General features: G+C 47.1%; 17 protein-coding genes. 15 read left to right on the forward strand and 2 right to left on the reverse strand.

Going from position 1 to position 18,523, the window contains the following annotated elements:
• Positions 1 to 21 precede the first annotated feature (21 nt).
• Positions 22 to 225: a DUF1289 domain-containing protein gene (locus OM978_RS03210; RefSeq protein ID WP_264345495.1), complete on the forward strand. Its 204-nt coding sequence runs from the start codon at positions 22 to 24 to the stop codon at positions 223 to 225.
• Here the strand turns inward: OM978_RS03210 and queG are convergent.
• Entirely contained in the window at positions 194 to 1,333 is a 1,140-nt protein-coding gene (queG, locus tag OM978_RS03215) for a tRNA epoxyqueuosine(34) reductase QueG (protein WP_264345496.1), read from the reverse strand. The two genes, OM978_RS03210 and queG, sit on opposite strands and share 32 nt — an antisense overlap.
• A 202-nt stretch (positions 1,334 to 1,535) precedes the next feature.
• Here queG and tsaE point away from each other — a divergent pair, with 202 nt between their 5' ends.
• From tsaE to rlmB, 14 genes are all read left to right on the forward strand, one after another.
• Positions 1,536 to 2,021: a tRNA (adenosine(37)-N6)-threonylcarbamoyltransferase complex ATPase subunit type 1 TsaE gene (gene tsaE / locus OM978_RS03220; protein WP_264345497.1), complete on the forward strand. Its 486-nt coding sequence runs from the start codon at positions 1,536 to 1,538 to the stop codon at positions 2,019 to 2,021.
• Positions 2,018 to 3,472, forward strand: coding sequence for an N-acetylmuramoyl-L-alanine amidase (locus OM978_RS03225; RefSeq protein WP_264345498.1), 1,455 nt, complete (start codon positions 2,018 to 2,020; stop codon positions 3,470 to 3,472). Before tsaE ends, OM978_RS03225 begins: the two co-directional genes overlap by 4 nt.
• Positions 3,472 to 5,217: a DNA mismatch repair endonuclease MutL gene (gene mutL, locus OM978_RS03230; RefSeq protein WP_264345499.1), complete on the forward strand. Its 1,746-nt coding sequence runs from the start codon at positions 3,472 to 3,474 to the stop codon at positions 5,215 to 5,217. The genes OM978_RS03225 and mutL overlap by 1 nt, the downstream gene beginning before the upstream one ends.
• Positions 5,207 to 6,127 (forward strand): tRNA (adenosine(37)-N6)-dimethylallyltransferase MiaA, encoded by a 921-nt coding sequence (gene miaA, locus OM978_RS03235; protein WP_264345500.1) that lies wholly within the window; start codon positions 5,207 to 5,209, stop codon positions 6,125 to 6,127. Before mutL ends, miaA begins: the two co-directional genes overlap by 11 nt.
• 96 nt (positions 6,128 to 6,223) lie before the next feature.
• Positions 6,224 to 6,481 carry an RNA chaperone Hfq gene (hfq, locus tag OM978_RS03240; RefSeq protein WP_053423891.1) on the forward strand — a complete coding sequence of 86 codons (258 nt, stop codon included), beginning with the start codon at positions 6,224 to 6,226 and terminating at the stop codon, positions 6,479 to 6,481.
• A gap of 16 nt (positions 6,482 to 6,497) precedes the next feature.
• On the forward strand, positions 6,498 to 7,784 hold the full coding sequence (gene hflX / locus OM978_RS03245; RefSeq protein ID WP_264345501.1) for a ribosome rescue GTPase HflX: 1,287 nt from the start codon (positions 6,498 to 6,500) through the stop codon (positions 7,782 to 7,784).
• Positions 7,785 to 7,855: 71 nt separating this feature from the next.
• Complete coding sequence (hflK, locus tag OM978_RS03250; protein ID WP_264345502.1) at positions 7,856 to 9,013, forward strand: FtsH protease activity modulator HflK; 1,158 nt, start codon at positions 7,856 to 7,858, stop codon at positions 9,011 to 9,013.
• Between the two features lie 3 nt (positions 9,014 to 9,016).
• The gene (gene hflC, locus OM978_RS03255) at positions 9,017 to 9,901 is read left to right on the forward strand and encodes a protease modulator HflC (RefSeq protein ID WP_264345503.1); all 885 of its coding nucleotides are present in this window, start codon (positions 9,017 to 9,019) and stop codon (positions 9,899 to 9,901) included.
• A 104-nt stretch (positions 9,902 to 10,005) separates the two neighbouring features.
• A complete protein-coding gene (locus OM978_RS03260) occupies positions 10,006 to 11,169 on the forward strand; it encodes an aminotransferase class V-fold PLP-dependent enzyme (RefSeq protein ID WP_264345504.1) in 1,164 nt (387 codons plus the stop codon).
• Positions 11,170 to 11,358 carry a DUF2065 domain-containing protein gene (locus OM978_RS03265; RefSeq protein WP_264345505.1) on the forward strand — a complete coding sequence of 63 codons (189 nt, stop codon included), beginning with the start codon at positions 11,170 to 11,172 and terminating at the stop codon, positions 11,356 to 11,358.
• Positions 11,359 to 11,490: 132 nt separating this feature from the next.
• Positions 11,491 to 12,789 carry an adenylosuccinate synthase gene (locus tag OM978_RS03270; protein WP_264345506.1) on the forward strand — a complete coding sequence of 433 codons (1,299 nt, stop codon included), beginning with the start codon at positions 11,491 to 11,493 and terminating at the stop codon, positions 12,787 to 12,789.
• A gap of 182 nt (positions 12,790 to 12,971) precedes the next feature.
• Positions 12,972 to 13,589, forward strand: a complete 618-nt coding sequence (locus OM978_RS03275) for a tetratricopeptide repeat protein (protein ID WP_264345507.1) — start codon at positions 12,972 to 12,974, stop codon at positions 13,587 to 13,589.
• Between the two features lie 57 nt (positions 13,590 to 13,646).
• Positions 13,647 to 16,079 carry a ribonuclease R gene (gene rnr, locus OM978_RS03280; RefSeq protein ID WP_264345508.1) on the forward strand — a complete coding sequence of 811 codons (2,433 nt, stop codon included), beginning with the start codon at positions 13,647 to 13,649 and terminating at the stop codon, positions 16,077 to 16,079.
• 91 nt (positions 16,080 to 16,170) lie between these two features.
• Positions 16,171 to 16,905: a 23S rRNA (guanosine(2251)-2'-O)-methyltransferase RlmB gene (rlmB, locus tag OM978_RS03285; RefSeq protein WP_233079720.1), complete on the forward strand. Its 735-nt coding sequence runs from the start codon at positions 16,171 to 16,173 to the stop codon at positions 16,903 to 16,905.
• Positions 16,906 to 16,964: 59 nt separating this feature from the next.
• Here the strand turns inward: rlmB and OM978_RS03290 are convergent, their stop codons facing one another.
• Positions 16,965 to 18,329, reverse strand: a complete 1,365-nt coding sequence (locus OM978_RS03290; protein ID WP_264345509.1) for a class II fumarate hydratase — start codon at positions 18,327 to 18,329, stop codon at positions 16,965 to 16,967.
• Positions 18,330 to 18,523: the final 194 nt, after the last annotated feature.

Raw genomic sequence — 18,523 nt, forward strand, 5'->3', positions numbered from 1 at the left:
AACCCAGTAACGGAGAGCTCTATGCCTGCATCACCTTGTAACCGTATTTGTTGTTTAAACCACTCTGACGTCTGTTTAGGTTGTGGTCGTACTTTGCAGGAAATTAAAGACTGGCATGTCGCTGACCGCACACAGAAGTTGGACATCTTACTGCAGGCGCAGCAGCGGCTTAAGGCTCAGCCCCAGTTAGATCTCAGGCGTCCCGTGGTAAACCCTTCTGAATAACCCGCACTAAACGGTCGGTTTGGCGACTTAATAAATTCTGCTGCAACAGGCTTTTTTTCTGCTGCTGTAGCAAAGCCCACTGAATATGTTCCTGTACTAACAGCTCACTTAAAGGCAGTTGCTGCTGCAAGGCTTCAATAATGGCCAAATCAAAAGGTGCGTTGCCCAAGGCTACGGCAATATTGCGTTGCCAGCGTTGATAGCCGATACGACGAATAGCAGAACCTTCGGTGTAGTTTAAAAATTCAGTTTCAGTCCAGCGCCATAAATCCAACAAGGATTTATTCAGCCACTGTGGTCTGCGCTGAAAGTCTTGCTCTTCTGTGGTGTCCGCTGCTCTGTTGATAGGACATACCAACTGACAATCATCACAACCATAAATGCGGTTACCAAGCAAAGGTCGGAACTCTTCCGGAATAGCGCCTTGTAATTCGATGGTCAGATAAGAAATACAACGTCTGGCATCGACAGTGTAAGGTGCAACTATGGCTTGAGTGGGGCAAATGGTGATGCAGGCGACACAAGTGCCACAATCGCCGGTATGGACAGGATCAACTGGCAGAGGAATATCGACCAGCAATTCGCCGAGGAAAAACCAGGAACCCGCATCCTGATTTAATACCAGACTATGTTTTCCTTGCCAGCCTAAACCTGCTTTAACCGCCAGCGGCCTTTCCAGAATAGGAGCTGAATCAACAAAAGGCCGGAAACCCAAAGCGCCTAACTCGTTTTCAATACGTTCGCCCAGTTGTTTTAAGCGGTTGCGGATCAGCTTATGGTAATCCCGCCCCAGTGCATAACGGCTAATATAGGCCATCGATGGATCGGCCAAATTAGCTGCAAACTGCGCATGCTCCGGCAAGTAATCCATTCGTGCACTGATCACCCGGATAGTACCGGGGTGTAACTCGGCAGGGCGCGCTCTTTTCATGCCATGAGCGGCCATATACTCCATTTCGCCATGAAAACCAGCATCCAGCCATTGCTGCAATTTAGGCTCTTCCGAGGTTAAATCTGTATCGGTAATGCCTATCTGCTGGAAGCCAAGTTGCTGGCCCCAGACTTTTATTTGCTCTGCAAGATGCTGCCAATTGATGCTGCTGGTCATAGTAAGATCCGCTTATTTCCGCCGCGCACTTTACCATAAATCCCGATCAGGTTTTTGCTTTGACCTTTATACTTCCTGTTTCAGAAGAAACTGGCTGCACTGCGCTGTTTTTGTTAGCATAGCGGCCAAATCATCTGCTGTACTACTACGGCACGTGCGCTTAAAAAATTGTTATGACTGAGATCACTCAGCTTAGGTACAGATGACAGCTCAAAGCTACATTTTTCATTTAGTGGACGAAACCGCTACTTTGGCATTGGCCGCCTTATTTGCACCCCATTTACGCAATGGTGCCGTGCTGTATTTGCAGGGCGATTTAGGGGCAGGCAAAACGACCTTCAGTCGTGGCCTACTTCAGGCTATGGGACATCAGGGTAATGTGAAAAGCCCAACTTATACTTTGGTTGAGCCTTACACTATTGGCGAGCAGCAAGTCTTTCATTTTGATTTGTATCGCCTGCGCGACCCTGAAGAACTGGAGTTTATGGGCATTCGTGACTATTTCTCCAAAGGCAACTTGTGTCTGATTGAATGGCCTGAACGTGGTTATGGTTTGCTGGCAGATGCTGATCTGGATCTGCAGTTACAGATTGATCACAATCAGCGCCAGCTGCGCGTCACAGCGAATCAAGCTGAAGCTGTGGTGTGGATGAACGCTGTAGTGCAAACCTGGGAGCAGGCTCAATGAGTCTGATGCTTCGGGTTGTTGTTCTGGTGCTGTTACTTGTTTCCTGCCAAAGTTGGGCTGTGAACAGTGTTAAAGGTGTGCGTATTTGGCATGCGCCTGATAATACCCGACTGGTGTTGGATTTAGCCGATGCCCCTTCGCATAAAGTAAAACGCTTAAGTAACCCAAGTCGTTTAGAAATTGAACTGGCCGGCGTGACCAGTTTAAACATTGGCGCTGTTAGCGGTGACTCGCCTTTAGTTAAACGTGTGTATGCTAATCGTACACCCAGTGCAGCAACAGCTGTGGTGATAGAACTGTCTTTTCCGGTCAATGACAGTATTTTTTCTTTGCCACCTTCACCACCTTATGGTCATCGGCTGGTGGTGGATTTAAAAGCGCAAAGCAGAGCCTCGTCTGCCAGTCAGGGCGCACCAGTGACTTCCGTCACACCCTCTCCATCAGCTCAGGTCCTGTCTCAACCAGTGACCTCAGTACCTCAAAGCACTGTAAGTACAAGAGCCACAGGGCGCGATATTATTATTGCTATTGATGCCGGTCATGGTGGTCAGGATCCGGGTGCTGTAGGGCCAAAAGGCACACACGAAAAAAACATCACCTTGTCTATATCGCGCCAGTTAGCCGATATGATCAATAAACAGCCTGGTTTAAAAGCTGTGTTGACCCGTACCGGCGATTATTACATTCACCCGAATAAAAGACCTGATATAGCACGACAAAAACAGGCTGATTTGCTGGTCTCTGTGCATGCCGACGCAGTACAAAACCGTAAAGCCCATGGAGCTTCGGTCTGGGTACTATCAATGCGTCGTGCTACCACTGAAGTGGGCCGGATGCTGGAGCAAACCGAACAACATTCGGAGTTATTAGGTGGAGTAGGCGAGATCATCAAAGACTCGGCCAATGAGCGATATCTGGCGCAAACTGTGCTGGATTTGTCGATGAACCATTCGATGGTCACTGGCTTTGAAGTAGCGAAAGAAGTGTTACGTGAAGTGGCTCCCATAGCGCATTTGCATAAAAAGGAGCCTCAGGCCGCCAGTTTAGCTGTGTTAAAAGCGCCCGATATTCCGTCTATCCTGTTTGAAACCGGTTTTATCTCCAACTACAACGAAGAACGTTTACTGAAAGACCCTGGCCATCAGCATAAACTGGCGTTGGCGATGTTCAGAGCCATTAAACGGTATTTTGAAAAATCACCACCAGCTGATTCGTTATTTGCTGCCCATAAAAATAATGGTCGCTCAGTGCCTACTGTGATGCCAGGTACACAAAACCGATCCACCGCTGTGGCAAGCACCAGTAGCAGTAGCCGTACTCATAAAGTGAAACGCGGTGAGTCTTTATCCAGAGTGGCGAAACAGTATGGTGTCAGCATGGCTGAACTTCGCAGACACAATAATCTGAAAAGCGACAACATTCTGATTGGTCAGGTGCTTAGGATCCCCTGATGCCTATTCAAATCTTACCTCCTCAACTGGCAAACCAGATTGCTGCAGGCGAAGTGGTAGAACGTCCTGCCTCTGTCGTCAAAGAGCTGGTGGAAAACAGCCTGGATGCTGGTGCTGATCAAATTCTGATTGAGATTGAGCGTGGTGGCAGTAAAAAAATCCTTATTCGTGACAATGGTTCTGGCATAGTTGAAGCTGAATTAGGCTTGGCTTTAAGCCGGCATGCCACCAGTAAAATCAGTTCCCTGGATGATTTAGAGCAAATTGTCAGTCTGGGGTTTAGGGGCGAAGCTTTAGCTTCTATCAGTTCTGTCTCCCGTCTGACTTTAACGTCCAAACCAGCACATCAGGATAAAGCCTGGCAAGCCTATGCTGAAGGCCGTGATATGCAGGTACAAATAAAACCGGCAGCTCATCCGGATGGCAGCAGCATTGAAGTGCTGGACCTGTTTTTTAATACCCCTGCCCGGCGTAAGTTTTTGCGCAGCGATAAAACAGAGTTCGCTCATATAGACGAGCTGGTCAAGCGCCTGGCATTAAGCCGTTTTGACGTCAGCTGGACTTTAATTCATAACGGTCAGACTGTACGGCAACTGAAAAAAGCGGATAGCCGAGAAGCTCAGCAAAAACGCGTAGCCGCTTTGTGTGGCAAAAACTTTCTGGAGCAAGCCGCTTTTGTCGAAGTGGCGTACGATGATTTAAAGCTTTGGGGCTGGGTGTTGCAACCTTCAGCCTGTAAAGAGCAACTGCAATGTCAGTACAGCTATGTCAACGGCCGTATGATGAAAGACAAATTGCTGAATCATGCGATACGTCAGGCTTACGGCTCTATGCTAAGTGCTGAACAGCAACCCGCTTTTGTACTCTATCTGGACATTAATCCACGTCAGGTTGATGTCAATGTGCATCCGGCCAAACACGAAGTACGGTTTCATCAGGCCCGTTTAGTACACGACTTTGTCGCGTCAGCGTTAACCAATGCGCTATTGCAGTTAGAACCGCAGCAACAGAGTATTGAGGTTATAGCACCACAAGAACCTGCAGCCTTTGTTATGCCGCAAGCCCCAACGCTAAAACATGCATCAGGCCATACCCAGTATTCAGCTTGTGCTCCAGCTTATGCCGCCAGACCTTCGGCTTATGCAGGTCAGCCTTACCGACCTGCAGTGGCGCAACCTGCGGCACAAAGCTGGCCGGTTTTTGCTGAAAAAACTCAGCGACTGGAGCAATCAACTGCTGCTGTACATAACGAAACCTTAATCAGCCAGAATCGTTATTTGTTGTGCTCTGGCTCCGATCAAGTCTGGTTAGTTGATATAGCGGCCAGCGCCGCCAGATTATGGTTTGAACAAGGTGCAGAGCCTTTACCTTTATTAATGCCAGTGCGGCTGACGTTGCAACAGACAGAACAAGAGTTTTTGCTAAGCAAGGCGGATTTATTAAGCCATTTGGGTTTTGACTTTTTAGTCAGTAATCAAACTCTGATTGTCAGAGCTGTGCCAGCCTGGCTTCGACAAAGTGCGGTTGCGCAGTGGTTACCGCTGTGGTGGCAAGGCTGGTTACAGCAGCAAGACACACAACTGCTAAGCTTATTGCTGCAACAGTTATTAGGCTCGGCAGTGCTACAAGCCTCTGCTTTAGTGAAACATTTTCCATTGTTAAGTCAGCAAGGGCCACATTGGTGCGCCGTGCCACTGGATTTAACAGCTTCTATTCAGTTATTACAGGACTCAGATGGATCCTAAAGTTATTTTTTTAATGGGGCCTACAGCCAGCGGTAAAACGTCGTTGGCTATTGATCTGTATAAAAGCATCCCGTCAGAGCTGATTAGTGTCGATAGTGCTTTAATTTATAAAGGTATGGATATAGGCACCGCCAAGCCAACAGCGGCAGAGCTTTTGGATGCGCCTCATCATTTAATTGATATTCTTGACCCGGCTTCAGCTTATTCAGCTGCGGATTTTCGCACTGATGCGTTACGACTTATTGCTGATATCAACAGCAGGGGGAAAACGGCTATTCTGGTGGGCGGCACTATGTTGTATTTCCGCACTTTGTTGCAGGGGATATCGCCTTTGCCTGAAGCTGATCCAGAAATACGGCAGCAGATTGAAGCTGAAGCGGCAGAACACGGTTGGGGTTATTTGCATCAGCAACTGGCAGACTTTGATCCGGTATCAGCGGCTCGTATTCATCCGAACGACCCACAACGGGTCAACAGGGCGGTGGAAGTTTACCGGCTAACGGGCAAGAGTTTAACTGAACTGACAGAACACAAAGGCGAGCCTTTTCCATACCCTGTGCAACAATTTGCTATCAATCCAACAGATCGGTCTGAACTTCACCAGCGTATAGCTGTCAGATTCCGGCAAATGTTAGATTGTGGTTTTGCCGAAGAAGTAAAAACTCTGATGCAAAGACCTGATCTGCATTTGGATTTACCTTCGATGCGTTGTGTGGGCTACCGTCAGATGTGGCTACACCTGCAAGGACAGCTGTCTGAGCAGGAGATGATTGATCAGGGAATTGCTGCCACTCGCCAACTGGCGAAACGGCAACTGACCTGGTTACGCAGTTGGCCTGAATTAAATTGGTTAAAAACTGAAGACAAACAGGCAGAAAACTTGCAAGCCATTTTAACTTCGCTAAGCTAGTAAAAGATAATTGAAAAAAAGTTGTTATTTAACGACTTGAAAATAATATAATAATCCATATATAGAGAAACATAATTAGAAATAAGGAAAGCGAAAATGGCAAAGGGCCAATCGTTACAAGACCCGTTTTTAAATACTTTAAGACGCGAGCGTATCCCAGTCTCTATTTATCTGGTGAACGGTATTAAATTGCAGGGACAAATCGAGTCTTTCGATCAATTTGTGATCCTTCTGAAAAACACAGTCAGTCAAATGGTGTATAAGCATGCCATTTCTACTGTAGTCCCAGCTCGTGCTGTCAATACTATGGCTAGCCATGGTACTGGTACAGGCGAAATGGACGAGATGGAATAATCGGGAATTCTTAAGCTTGTTTGACAGCGAAATGGTGGCCGAGCAAGCAATCCTTGTGCATATCTATCTTTCACAAGACAGTGCCAGTGAAGATTTGCAGGAACTGGAGATGCTTGTGTCGTCGGCTGGAGTTGAATCACGTGCTGTGATGACTGCCAACCGTAGTACGATCGATGCTAAGTTTTTTCTTGGCAGTGGCAAAGCGGCAGAACTAGCGCAAGCTGTCGCTGAGCTTCAAGTCGATCTGATTATTTTTAATCACTCTTTAACCCCGGCTCAAACCCGTAACCTGGAACTGCTTTGTCAGTGCCGGGTTATTGATCGTACCACTCTGATCTTGGATATTTTTGCCCAGCGCGCCCGCAGCTACGAAGGTAAGTTGCAGGTCGAGCTGGCACAGCTGAAGCATTTGTCGTCACGTTTAGTGCGTGGCTGGGACAATGCTGAGCGGCAAAAAGGCGGCATTGGTATGAGAGGTCCGGGTGAAACCCGTCTCGAAACCGACAGGCGTTTACTGCGGGATAAAATCACGGCTTTGTTAGTGAAGCTGGATAAAGTCAGTAAGCAACGTGAACAGGGTCGCAAAGCCCGGCAACGTGCTGAAATTCCTGTGGTGTCCTTAGTGGGTTACACCAACGCCGGTAAATCTACCTTATTTAATCGCCTGACCAGTGCGGATGTGTATGCAGCCGATCAGCTGTTTGCTACTTTGGACCCAACGCTACGGCAAGTGAAACTGCCTGAGTTTGGTTCTATTATTTTTGCTGATACCGTTGGTTTTATCCGGCATTTACCTCATGACTTAGTTGCAGCCTTTAAATCCACTTTGCAGGAAAGCCGTGATGCTGACTTGCAACTGCACGTGATTGATGTGGCTGATCAACGAATGGCGGACAATATCAAACAGGTGCAATTGGTGTTGCATGAAATTGACGCCGATCAGGTGCCTCAGTTACTGGTGTTTAATAAAATTGACCAGACTGAGCAAGAAGCCCGTATAGAATACAATGAACAGGCAGAACCCATAGCTGTATATATTTCAGCGAAGCAGGGTCTTGGAATTGAGTTACTGCTGCAAGTGATCCGTGAACGACTGGCGGATGACTATATGCAACTGGATTTAAAACTGCCTGCAGATGCCGCTATGTGGCGGGCTCGTTTACACGAACTCTCTGCGGTTCAGACAGAATCTTTTACTGATCTGGGGGAAACCCAGCTGAGAATCGCCTTATCAAAAGCTGAATGGGCGCGTTTACTGAAACAAAGTGATGGACTGTTACAAAACTATATTGTCAGCACTTAGTTTTTTATCGTCAGTACTCAGCTTTTTTTGGTACATTAGTTTCAATATCACAACTAGAGATGGAGTGAAGCATGGCTTGGAACGAGCCGGGCAATAATGGCAAAGACAACGACCCTTGGAAACAAGGTGGTCGTAATCAGGGCCCGCCCGATTTAGATGAAGTCTTCCGCAACTTAAGCAAAAAGTTCGGTGGTATCTTTGGTGGCAATAAAAACACCAGCAGCAACAGCAATAACAGTGGTGGCTCAGCCGCCTTGGTATTGATTGGGTTGGTTGCGTTACTGGTCTGGGGCTTTAGTGGCATTTATACCATTAAAGAATCAGAACGGGGTTTGGTTTTACGTTTTGGTCAATACCACACAGAAGTGATGCCAGGTTTTCACTGGAAACCAACCTTTATTGATACAGTCACACCTGTTGATGTGACCAGCGTACGTTCATTACGTACTGATGGTTTTATGCTGACTCAGGATCAAAATCTGGTTCGTGTGACTTTCGAGATCCAGTATCGTGTGTTTGATGCCCGCGCTTACAAGTTCTCTGTGGTTGATGCCGACAGCAGCTTACGTGAAGCAACAGACGCAGCCTTACGTTATGTAGTAGGTCACTCAGTAATGGATGACGTACTGACTAAAGGTCGTGAAGTGATCCGTCAGAACACCAGAACTGAACTGGAGCAAATTATCTCCTTATACACTATGGGTCTGGAACTGGTTGATGTGAACTTCCGTGACGCTCGTCCACCAGAAGAAGTGAAAGAAGCTTTTGATGATGCGATTTCCGCGCAGGAAGATGAACAACGTTATATTCGTGAAGCTGAAGCTTACGCCCGTGAAATTGAGCCACGTGCCCGTGGTCAGGTCAACCGGATGATGCAGGAAGCTGAAGCCTACAAGCAACAAACGCTGTTAAAAGCTCAGGGTGAAGTGGCTCGTTTCGAGAAACTGTTACCTGAATATCTGGCGGCGCCACAAGTGACCCGTGACCGTATGTATTTAGAGACTATGGAACAGGTTTACGGCAACAGCTCTAAAGTACTGGTGGATGTGAAAAATGGTAATAACATTATGTATTTACCTTTGGACAAAATGATTAACAACGGCGGCGAAAACAAAGCCCCTGCTGTGAATCCTTTAGTTCCTGGCAGAACCAACAGCACAGATGGCAGAACTCCGGATCTGCGTCCTGAAACAAGCCGTGCTGACAGCACCAGAACTGGCAGAGGTTAAGTGATGAAAAATTTAGTATTAGCCTTAATTGCTATCCTGGGTATTGTTGTTGTGTCTTCAGTCTTTGTTGTTCCTGAAGGCGAACGCGGTATTGTGATCCGTTTTGGTAAAATCCAGCGTGATGATGCGGAAGCAGTCAGAGTGTTTGAACCAGGTCTGCATTTTAAAGTGCCGCTGATTGAAAACGTTCGCAAGCTCGACGCTCGTATCCAAACCTTGGCCGATCCGTCGTCTGACCGTTTTGTTACAGCTGAGAAAAAAGACTTATTGGTCGACAGCTATGTAAAATGGCGCATTGCCGACTTTGGTAAGTATTTCTTATCCACAGGCGGTAACCTGTCTCAGGCTGAAGTGCTGTTAAAGCAGTACATCAACAACGGTTTACGTACTGAGTTTGGTAGCCGTACCATTCAGGAGATTGTCTCTGGTGAGCGTACTCAACTGATGCAACGTGCAATGGAACAAGCTGCTGCTGGTTCAAAAGAGTTAGGTATTGAGATCCTTGACGTTCGTGTGAAGAAAATCAATTTACCTGACGAAATCAGCAACTCGATTTTCCAGCGTATGCGTGCTGAACGTACTGCAGTGGCTAAAGAACACCGTAGCCGTGGTATGGAACAGTCTGAAATTATCAAAGCTGATGTCGACGCTCGCGTGACTATTATGGTCGCTGACGCTGAGCGTAACTCACGTACTGTGCGCGGTGAAGGTGATGCTTCTGCTGCCAAAGTTTATGCAGACGTGTACAGCAAAAATGGTGAGTTCTACAATTTCGTTCGTAGTTTAGAAGCTTATAAAAACAGCTTCCAGAACAAAAACGACGTGATGGTGATCCAGCCAGACAACGATTTCTTCAAGTACATGAAGTCGGACAAAGTGCAAAACTAAGCTGACAACAGCTGGTTTTCACTAAATAGAAAAGGCCCCGCGGGGCCTTTTCTATTTGAACTGCTTTCGGTTACTCTGCCTGTGTCTTTCGTAAGGATCTTCCTATGTATCAGCAGTTTTATCAGCACTTCTTAAAAGCCAACCCAGGTAAACAACATTTTGCCTGCCACTCCCACCACTATTGGCCTGATGTAACTCGTGACGCCACTTTGGCCTACTGGGATGACAGCGCTCTATTAGTGGACGACAAATGGGAGCTGGTATTTGGTGAAAAAGTGCCTGCGGTACAACAACATATAGCCCGTATTTTAAAGTTGCCTGATGCAGAGCAAATTGTGTTTGCACCTAATACGCACGAATTTGTCATGCGTTTATTAAGCTGCTTTGACTGGTCCAGACCTTTGACTGTGGTGACTACAGACAGCGAATTCCATAGCTTTCATCGTCAAATCAACCGTCTTTGTGAGTTAACCACAGTTAATGTTATTCGGGTGCCAACTGAACCTTTTGCCAGCTTTCCACAGCGACTAGAAGCCGCAGTTGCGGCTCAGCCTGTTGATCTGGTGTTTTTCAGTCAGGTGTTTTTTAATTCTGGTGTCGGTATTAAAGACTTAGCTGCGCTAGTGCAGGCGCTGGATAAAGTCACGGATGCCATGATCGTGGTCGATGGTTATCATGGTTTTATGGCGGTGCCTACTGATTTATCTGCGATAGCACAGCGTGTGTTTTATCTGGCGGGCAGTTATAAATATGCGCAGGGTGGGGAAGGTTGTTGTTTCCTGGCTGTACCACAAGGTAGTGAGCACAGACCTATCTATACCGGCTGGTTTGCTGAATTTGGTGAACTGGCAAAGGCTAAACAAGGACAAGTGCAATACGCCAACAACGGCTATCGTTTTGCCGGTGCTACTATGGATTGTTCGGGTTTGTACCGGGTGTTGGCTGTATTTGAGCTGTATCAACAGCAAGGCCTTAGCGTCGAAAAAGTGCAGGCTTATATCCAAAACCTACAGCACGCATTCCTCGCCATATTAGATGAAATACAGCATCCGCTGCTAAATCGCACTCATCTGCTGGATAAACAAAATCAGCAACAAGGCCAGTTTTTAACTTTTCGTTTTGCCGCCGACGAGGTGGCTCGTATCGCTGCTGCGTTAAAACAGCAGGGCATTGTGACGGATTATCGTGGCGACAGGCTACGCTTTGGTTTTGCCTTGTACCACAATGCTGCAGATTACGACCTGAGTTGTCTGAAGGATATTCGCTAAATGGCAGATTACTGGCGGGCGGCTTTAGGGCTGGTTCTGATCATTGAAGGCCTGGGCCCGATGTTATTTCCAAATAAATGGCGCTCTTATCTGCAAAAAATAGCGGAGCAGCCCACAGCTCAAATGCAACAGCTCGGAGGAATACTGGTCACGGCAGGCATTTTGCTGCTGTTTTTCTTTGCTTCATAGCCATTTTTGTCCCTCTTAGTTGTTGAAAAAGAACCAGAAAGAAAATATCTGGTTTTTTTTCTTAATCGCGCTGAACTTTGGTTGTTAATTTGGTAGAATCCCCGCCTAATTTTTCTCCATGATGTAGGAACCATGGCCAAAAACGTTGTCGTACTCGGAACCCAATGGGGTGACGAAGGAAAAGGAAAAATCGTTGACTTGTTAACTGACAAGGCAAGCTATGTGGTGCGCTATCAAGGCGGTCATAATGCTGGTCATACGTTAGTAATAGACGGTGAAAAAACGGTATTACATTTGATCCCATCAGGTGTTTTACGTGCAAACGTAAAATGTGTGATCGGTAACGGTGTGGTGTTATCCCCTGAAGCTTTATTAAAAGAGATGGCCATGCTGGAACAGAAAGGTGTTCCGGTGAAAGAGCGTCTGTTGTTGAGCGAAGCTTGTCCGTTAATCCTGCCTTTCCATGTGGCTTTGGATAAAGCGCGCGAAGTAGCCCGTGGCGATAAGCCAATTGGTACTACAGGTCGTGGCATTGGTCCAGCCTATGAAGACAAAGTAGCGCGTCGTGGTCTGCGTGTAGGTGATTTGTTTAATCCTGAATTGTTTGCTGAAAAGCTGAAAGTTCTGATGGATTTGCATAACTTCACTTTAACTCAGTACTACAAAGTGGATGCGATTGATTTCCAAACTACTTTAGACAACGCTTTAGCTATAGCTGAAGTGTTAAAGCCTATGGTAGTAGACGTGACCGATTTACTGGATAAAGCCCGTAAAGCCGGTAAAGAAATCATGTTTGAAGGTGCCCAGGGTACTTTATTAGACATTGACCACGGTACTTACCCATACGTGACGTCCTCTAACACCACTGCTGGTGGCGTAGCTACCGGTGCTGGCTTTGGCCCACGTTACTTAGACTATGTGTTAGGTATTGTGAAAGCCTATACCACCCGTGTTGGTTCAGGTCCGTTCCCAACAGAACTGGGTTGTGAAATCGGCGAACACTTAGGTGTTAAAGGCCATGAATTTGGCGCAACTACTGGCCGTAAACGCCGTTGTGGTTGGTTTGATGCTGTTGCAGTGAAACGTGCTGTGCAGTTAAACAGTATCTCTGGATTCTGCTTAACTAAGCTCGACGTTTTAGATGGCTTAAATGTCGTCAAAATTTGTATTGGTTACAAAGCAGCTGACGGTTCTATCACTGACGTGCCTCCAATGGCGGCTGAAGGGTATGAAATCGTCACTCCGGTATTTGAAGAAATGCCGGGCTGGACCCAAAGTACTTTTGGTGTACAGAAGCTGGAAGAGTTGCCAGTTGAAGCCCGCAACTACATTACTCGTCTGGAAGAGATCACTGGTGTACCTATTGATATTATTTCAACAGGCCCGGATCGTATTCAGACCATCACGCTGCGTCATCCATTTGCCGTTTAATCTTCGGTAAAAAGAAAAAACGCTGCCTTGTGCAGCGTTTTTGCTTTTAGAGCAGACTATTTTGCTCTGCGAACTAAACAGGATATGCTGGTGTCAGAACACTGTCTTTTGCGATGGCCTGATTTTTGTATGTTTTTTATCTATAAGTGTATAAATATCAGTGGCTATGGCCCGGGGTAACTATGAAGTTTTGTTTTTTAGTCTTAAGTTCAGTTCTTGTGCTGCTTAGCTTGCCTGTCAAAGCGCAGGAAGTGGCAGTAGTACAGCTTTATACTCAGGATGAACTGCTGGATTTAATTAAACAAAATGTGCATTTGCAGCGGGTGCAAAAAGACGAATGCCAGTTGGTCAGTGATATCCAGGCCAGAGCCGATGTCATGAAAGTGCCGGCTTATCAGTTTTTGTATGGCGATATGCTGGCCTTTGGTGTTTGTGTGAAAAAAGATGTCGAACGGGGCTGGGATTTAATGCAGCAAGCTGCGTCTCAGGGCTTACCTGAAGCGCTGGAGCAAGTCGGGCGTTATTATCACACGGGCCGTTTTGTTCAGCAGGACAACAGCAAAGCTGTGGTATATCTGCGTGAAGCTGCAGGTTTAGGCAATTTAAAGGCGCAGATGCGTTTTGCCCAAATGCTGATTAAAGGCGACGCCAGTCCTTTGGATATGGAAGATTGTTACCGTTGGCTGCATCACTCTGTGATCGCCGACACAAAAACGCACCAAGAGGTGCAACAGCTGTTAGCTCAGTTGGCAAATAAAATGCCGGGTGCTGCGCTAACGAGGGCCAAAAGGCCATTGTAGTGAAAAATTCACCTGCGACTGCTACACTGCAGGCTGAATTAGTGAAAAAGAGAAAACATGACGGTCAAAGATCCGCATCTTGCGCGTGAGCAAGAAAAATATGAAAACCCTATCCCTAGTCGGGAATTTATCCTCGAACACTTAAAACAGCGGCAACAACCTGCCTACTTTGAAGAGTTGGCTGCTGAATTAAAGCTGACAGACGATGAAGCGATGTTTGCGCTGAAAAAACGTCTGCGCGCCATGGAACGTGACGGCCAGTTGCTGTTTAACAAAAGCAAAAGGTATGGTCTGGTCGACGACCTGGATTTAGTCAAAGGTACTGTGTTAGGTCACCGTGATGGTTTTGGCTTCTTAAAGCTGGAACAAGGTGGTCCTGACTGGTTTATTCCTAACTTTGAAATGAAACGTCTGCTGCATGGCGACGTGGTGCTGGCGTCCAAAAGCGATTTTGCCAGCCGCGACAAAGTGGAAGCCCGTATAGTCCGCATTTTAGAAGCCCGTAATGAACCTATAGTAGGCCGTTACTTTAAAGATTTTGCTTTAGGTGTTGTGGTACCAGACGATCCGCGTCTGAGCCAGGATATTGTGATACCACCAGGTGAAGAAGGCGCAGCGCGTCATGGTCAGGTGGTGTTGGTTGAAATCAGCCAGCGTCCAAGCAAAAGAGTAAACGCAGTAGGTAAAGTGATTGAAGTGCTGGGCGAACATATGGCGCCTGGTATGGAAATCGAAATCGCTATTCGTAACCACCAGATCCCCCACGAGTTTTCTAAAGCTGTTGAACAGCAAGTGGCAGGTTATGGCACTGAAGTTCCAGTAGAAGCTAAAGCTGGCCGTGTTGATTTAACTCAATTGGGTTTAATCACCATAGATGGTGAAGATGCCCGTGACTTCGATGACGCAGTGTACTGTGAACGAAAAGCCGATGGTGGCTGGCATTTATGGGTCGCCATTGCGGACGTTAGTGCTTATGTAATGCCGGATACTCCGCTGGATAAAGAAGCGCTGGAACGTGGTAACTCGGTGTATTTCCCGGACCATGTGGTTCCTATGCTGCCTGAAGTGTTATCCAACGGTTTATGTTCACTGAACCCACATACAGACCGGCTTTGTTTTGTTGCCGAAATGCATATCAGCAAACAAGGCAAACTGGATGGTTATCAGTTTTATGAAGCTGTGATGCACTCCAGTGCACGTCTGACCTACAACAAGGTTCACGCCATTTTAGAAGGTGATCCGAAGTTACGTCAGCAATACGAAGCCAATTTAACCAATATCGATAACCTGTTTTCGCTGTACAAACAAATGGCGAAAGTACGGGCCGAACGGGGTGCCATTGAATTTGAAACGGTCGAAACCCGTTTTATCTTTAACAGCCATCGTAAAATTGAACAGATAGTGCCAATTCACCGTAACGAAGCGCATAAGATCATTGAAGAATGTATGATTTTAGCCAACGTTTCAGCCGCTAAGCTGATTGAAAAACATGAAGCTTTTGCCTTGTTCCGTGTGCACGAGCGCCCGGATGCCGACCGTTTTGCCAACTTCAGACGTTTCCTTGCCGAATTAGGTATTGAAGCCAATCTGCCGGTGGAGCCAACACCTTTGGATCTGATGCTGACTTTGCAGAAACTGCAGGACAGACCGGATAAAGAGCTGATTGAAACTACGATGCTGCGCTCAATGAAGCAGGCTGTGTATCAGGGCGATAACCTGGGGCACTTTGGTCTGGCGTTAGAAGCTTATGCGCACTTTACCTCGCCTATTCGTCGTTATCCGGATCTGGTGTTGCACCGTGCTATTAAAGCCATTTTGCAAACTCAGGGTCAGAAAGTGACAGGGCCTAAAGGCTACACTGAAAAACAAATTCATCCTTTGGGTGAACAATGTTCGATGACGGAGCGCCGTGCTGACGATGCAACCCGCGAAGTAGCAGACTGGCTGAAATGTGAGTATATGCAGGATCACATTGGCGACAGCTTCAAAGGTGTGGTGTCTACCGTCACTAACTTTGGTTTGTTTGTGCGTATCAGTGACTTGTATATCGAAGGTTTAGTGCATGTCACCTCGTTGCAAAACGACTATTACCACTTTGATACCGAACGTCAGGTGCTAAAAGGTGAACACAGTAATGTGCAATACCGCATGGGTGATTTGATTGAAGTCAAAGTGCTGGCGGTGAACCTGGAAGCGCGCAAAATTGATTTAGGCATAGTGGGCATGGAAAAACGCACGACGTCGAATCGCAAAGTCAGCGCCAGTAAAAAAGCGGCTATGACACCTGAGGAAGAAAAAGCCTCGATGCGTAAAAAAGGTGCCCGTAAAGCCGGTGTTGAGCAAACAGCGCCGGGTAACGCGGGTAGAAAGCCAGCTGGCAAAAAGCCTGCTGCGAAAAAGCCGACGGGAAGCAAACCAGCAGCAAAGAGTCCGGCAGCGAAAAGCCCTGCTGGTCCACGGCCTGGTAAAGCGCCACGTAAGCGTAAGTAGCAAAAGCAATAGGCTGGTGTTTTTGCTACACTAGCCGCAAGTCAAACTGAGCCCGGTACTGCCGGGCTCGGTCATTTTCAAAGAGGTTGCGATGAGCGCAGATTTTGTATTTGGTATTCATGCGGTAAGTGCGTTATTTGAACGTGCGCCGGAAGATGTTCTTGAACTTTTTATCTTAAAAGACAAAGACGATCAGCGTTTACAGCCGTTGCTGAAATTCGCCCGTGATTTTGGCGTATCAGTACAGTACTGCAACCGCAGAGCTTTGGATGAAAAGGTGAATGGCGCGCAGCATCAGGGCGTGGTGGCAAGAGCCCGCGCTCAGCAAACCGGCAATGAGCAGGATTTAGCCCGTATTATCGCTGAGCAATCCAGTCCTTTTATTCTGATTTTAGATGGCATTACCGACCCACATAACTTAGGTGCTATTTTACGTAGTGCTGATGCGGCTGGAGTGCATGCAGTGGTCGCTCCTAAAGACCGTTCAGTCAAAGTGACTCCTGTGGTGCGTAAAGTGGCTTGTGGCGCTGCTGAAGTAGTGCCTTTTATTACGGTGACTAACCTAGCCCGCACTATTCGTGAGTTAAAAGACGCTGGTATTTGGGTGGTAGGTGCTGCTGGTGAAACCGACACCACTATTTATCAAACCAAGCTAAATGGTCCTCTGGCCATAGCTTTGGGCGCTGAAGGCGATGGTTTACGCCGTCTGACCCGAGAGCATTGTGATTCGCTGATGAAGATCCCAATGTTTGGTTCGGTCTCGAGCTTAAACGTATCGGTCGCAACTGGTATCTGCTTATTTGAAGCTGTGCGTCAGCGCCAGTAAAAACTGAAAGGGCAGAGTCTTTGCTCTGCCCTTTGCCTGCTTTTAACCTTGGCTTGCTCTTAACCCTGACTTAAAAGGGCTGGATCCAATAACTTTTCTAACTCTGCTCTGCTGTAACTGGTTTGTTCCACCGCGACATCAATGACAGGCCGTTTTTCTTTGTAAGCCTGCTTGGCAATATCTGCTGCTTTTAAATACCCAATCAATGGGTTCAATGCAGTGACCAGAATAGGGTTACGGGACAAGGCTTCGTCAATCTTGTCTTTTTGCACTGTAAAACCTGCTATGGCTTTTTCGCCTAAGGCAGAGCTTGCTGAACTTAACAGCTCCAGGCTTTGTAAGATGTTATGGGCTATGACGGGCAACATCACATTCAGCTCAAAGTTACCTGACTGGCCAGCCACTGTAATAGTGGCATCGTTGCCTATCACTTGAGCCGCCACCATAGCCACAGCCTCTGGGATCACCGGGTTCACTTTGCCCGGCATAATGGAAGAGCCGGGTTGCAGAGCAGGCAGGGCAATTTCGCCTAAACCTGCTAATGGGCCTGAATTCATCCAGCGTAAGTCATTGGCGATTTTCATTAAAGCCACAGCCAGCACTTTGGTCGCGCCTGATAAAGCCACAATAGAGTCTTGCGAGCCTAAACTTAAAAAGAAGTTGGAGCTAGGTTTGAATTTTAAACCTGTCTGGTCGCTTAGCTTCTGACAAAACAAAGCAGCAAAATCCGGATGGGCATTAATACCAGTACCCACTGCTGTGCCGCCCTGAGCCAGCGCTAATACCTGTTGCTGAGCAAACTCCAGTTGCTGCCGTGCATGGGCAATTTGGGCCTGCCAGCCGGATAACACCTGAGCAAAAGTCACGGGCATCGCATCCATTAAATGAGTACGGCCTGTTTTGACTATATGACCAACTTCTTGAGCTTTAGTCGCTATCACAGCCTCCAGCCTGGTCAGCGTCTCAATCAACTGATGGTTGGCAACAGCAGCACTTAAATGAATAGCGGTTGGGATCACATCATTGCTGCTTTGGCCCAGATTAATATGATCGTTAGGGCTAATAGCCAGGCCTGAACTTTTTCCGGATAAAGTCGCCAGTACTTCATTCACGTTCATATTGGTACTGGTGCCGGAGCCTGTCTGAAACAAGTCGATAGGGTAGTGCGCCATATCCAGTTCAAGTAGTTGTTGCTCTGCGGCAGAATTGATCGCCGAAGCAATGTCTGGTTCCAGTAACTTCAGCTCAAGATTGGCGGCAGCTGCAGCTTGTTTTACCCGAAGTACAGCTTTAATAAAAGCCGGAGGCATCGTCAACTGACTGATTTGAAAGTTATCCAAAGCCCGCTGCGTTTGCGCCTGATACAAGGCCTCTGATGGCAATTGTACTTCACCCATACTGTCGCGTTCTATTCTGAAACTCATGACGTTATTCCTGTGTATTTCTTGCTCAGTTCGAAATGTTATGGGGGCTTTTCCGTAAAATAGCAATATCCCCGGAAAATTCGCGCTATAGCCTGATAAAAATCAGTGTTGCTGCTTGTTTTAGCATCAAGAAACCCCTAGAATACTGCCCCTTCGGCCATCCAGAACGTTCCTTGCCTCTATGCGAGTCTGGC

The sequence above is a fragment of the Rheinheimera sp. MM224 genome, assembly GCF_947090785.1.
GTDB lineage: Bacteria > Pseudomonadota > Gammaproteobacteria > Enterobacterales > Alteromonadaceae > Pararheinheimera.

Excerpts from the sequence above, each read along its gene's own strand:
- OM978_RS03210 (WP_264345495.1), top strand. The coding sequence starts at position 22 with ATGCCTGCATCACCTTGTAACCGTATTTGTTGTTTAAACCACTCTGAC.
- queG (WP_264345496.1), bottom strand. The coding sequence starts at position 1,333 with ATGACCAGCAGCATCAATTGGCAGCATCTTGCAGAGCAAATAAAAGTC.
- tsaE (WP_264345497.1), top strand. The coding sequence starts at position 1,536 with ATGACAGCTCAAAGCTACATTTTTCATTTAGTGGACGAAACCGCTACT.
- OM978_RS03225 (WP_264345498.1), top strand. The coding sequence starts at position 2,018 with ATGAGTCTGATGCTTCGGGTTGTTGTTCTGGTGCTGTTACTTGTTTCC.
- mutL (WP_264345499.1), top strand. The coding sequence starts at position 3,472 with ATGCCTATTCAAATCTTACCTCCTCAACTGGCAAACCAGATTGCTGCA.
- miaA (WP_264345500.1), top strand. The coding sequence starts at position 5,207 with ATGGATCCTAAAGTTATTTTTTTAATGGGGCCTACAGCCAGCGGTAAA.
- hfq (WP_053423891.1), top strand. The coding sequence starts at position 6,224 with ATGGCAAAGGGCCAATCGTTACAAGACCCGTTTTTAAATACTTTAAGA.
- hflK (WP_264345502.1), top strand. The coding sequence starts at position 7,856 with ATGGCTTGGAACGAGCCGGGCAATAATGGCAAAGACAACGACCCTTGG.
- hflC (WP_264345503.1), top strand. The coding sequence starts at position 9,017 with ATGAAAAATTTAGTATTAGCCTTAATTGCTATCCTGGGTATTGTTGTT.
- OM978_RS03260 (WP_264345504.1), top strand. The coding sequence starts at position 10,006 with ATGTATCAGCAGTTTTATCAGCACTTCTTAAAAGCCAACCCAGGTAAA.
- OM978_RS03265 (WP_264345505.1), top strand. The coding sequence starts at position 11,170 with ATGGCAGATTACTGGCGGGCGGCTTTAGGGCTGGTTCTGATCATTGAA.
- OM978_RS03270 (WP_264345506.1), top strand. The coding sequence starts at position 11,491 with ATGGCCAAAAACGTTGTCGTACTCGGAACCCAATGGGGTGACGAAGGA.
- OM978_RS03275 (WP_264345507.1), top strand. The coding sequence starts at position 12,972 with ATGAAGTTTTGTTTTTTAGTCTTAAGTTCAGTTCTTGTGCTGCTTAGC.
- rnr (WP_264345508.1), top strand. The coding sequence starts at position 13,647 with ATGACGGTCAAAGATCCGCATCTTGCGCGTGAGCAAGAAAAATATGAA.
- rlmB (WP_233079720.1), top strand. The coding sequence starts at position 16,171 with ATGAGCGCAGATTTTGTATTTGGTATTCATGCGGTAAGTGCGTTATTT.
- OM978_RS03290 (WP_264345509.1), bottom strand. The coding sequence starts at position 18,329 with ATGAGTTTCAGAATAGAACGCGACAGTATGGGTGAAGTACAATTGCCA.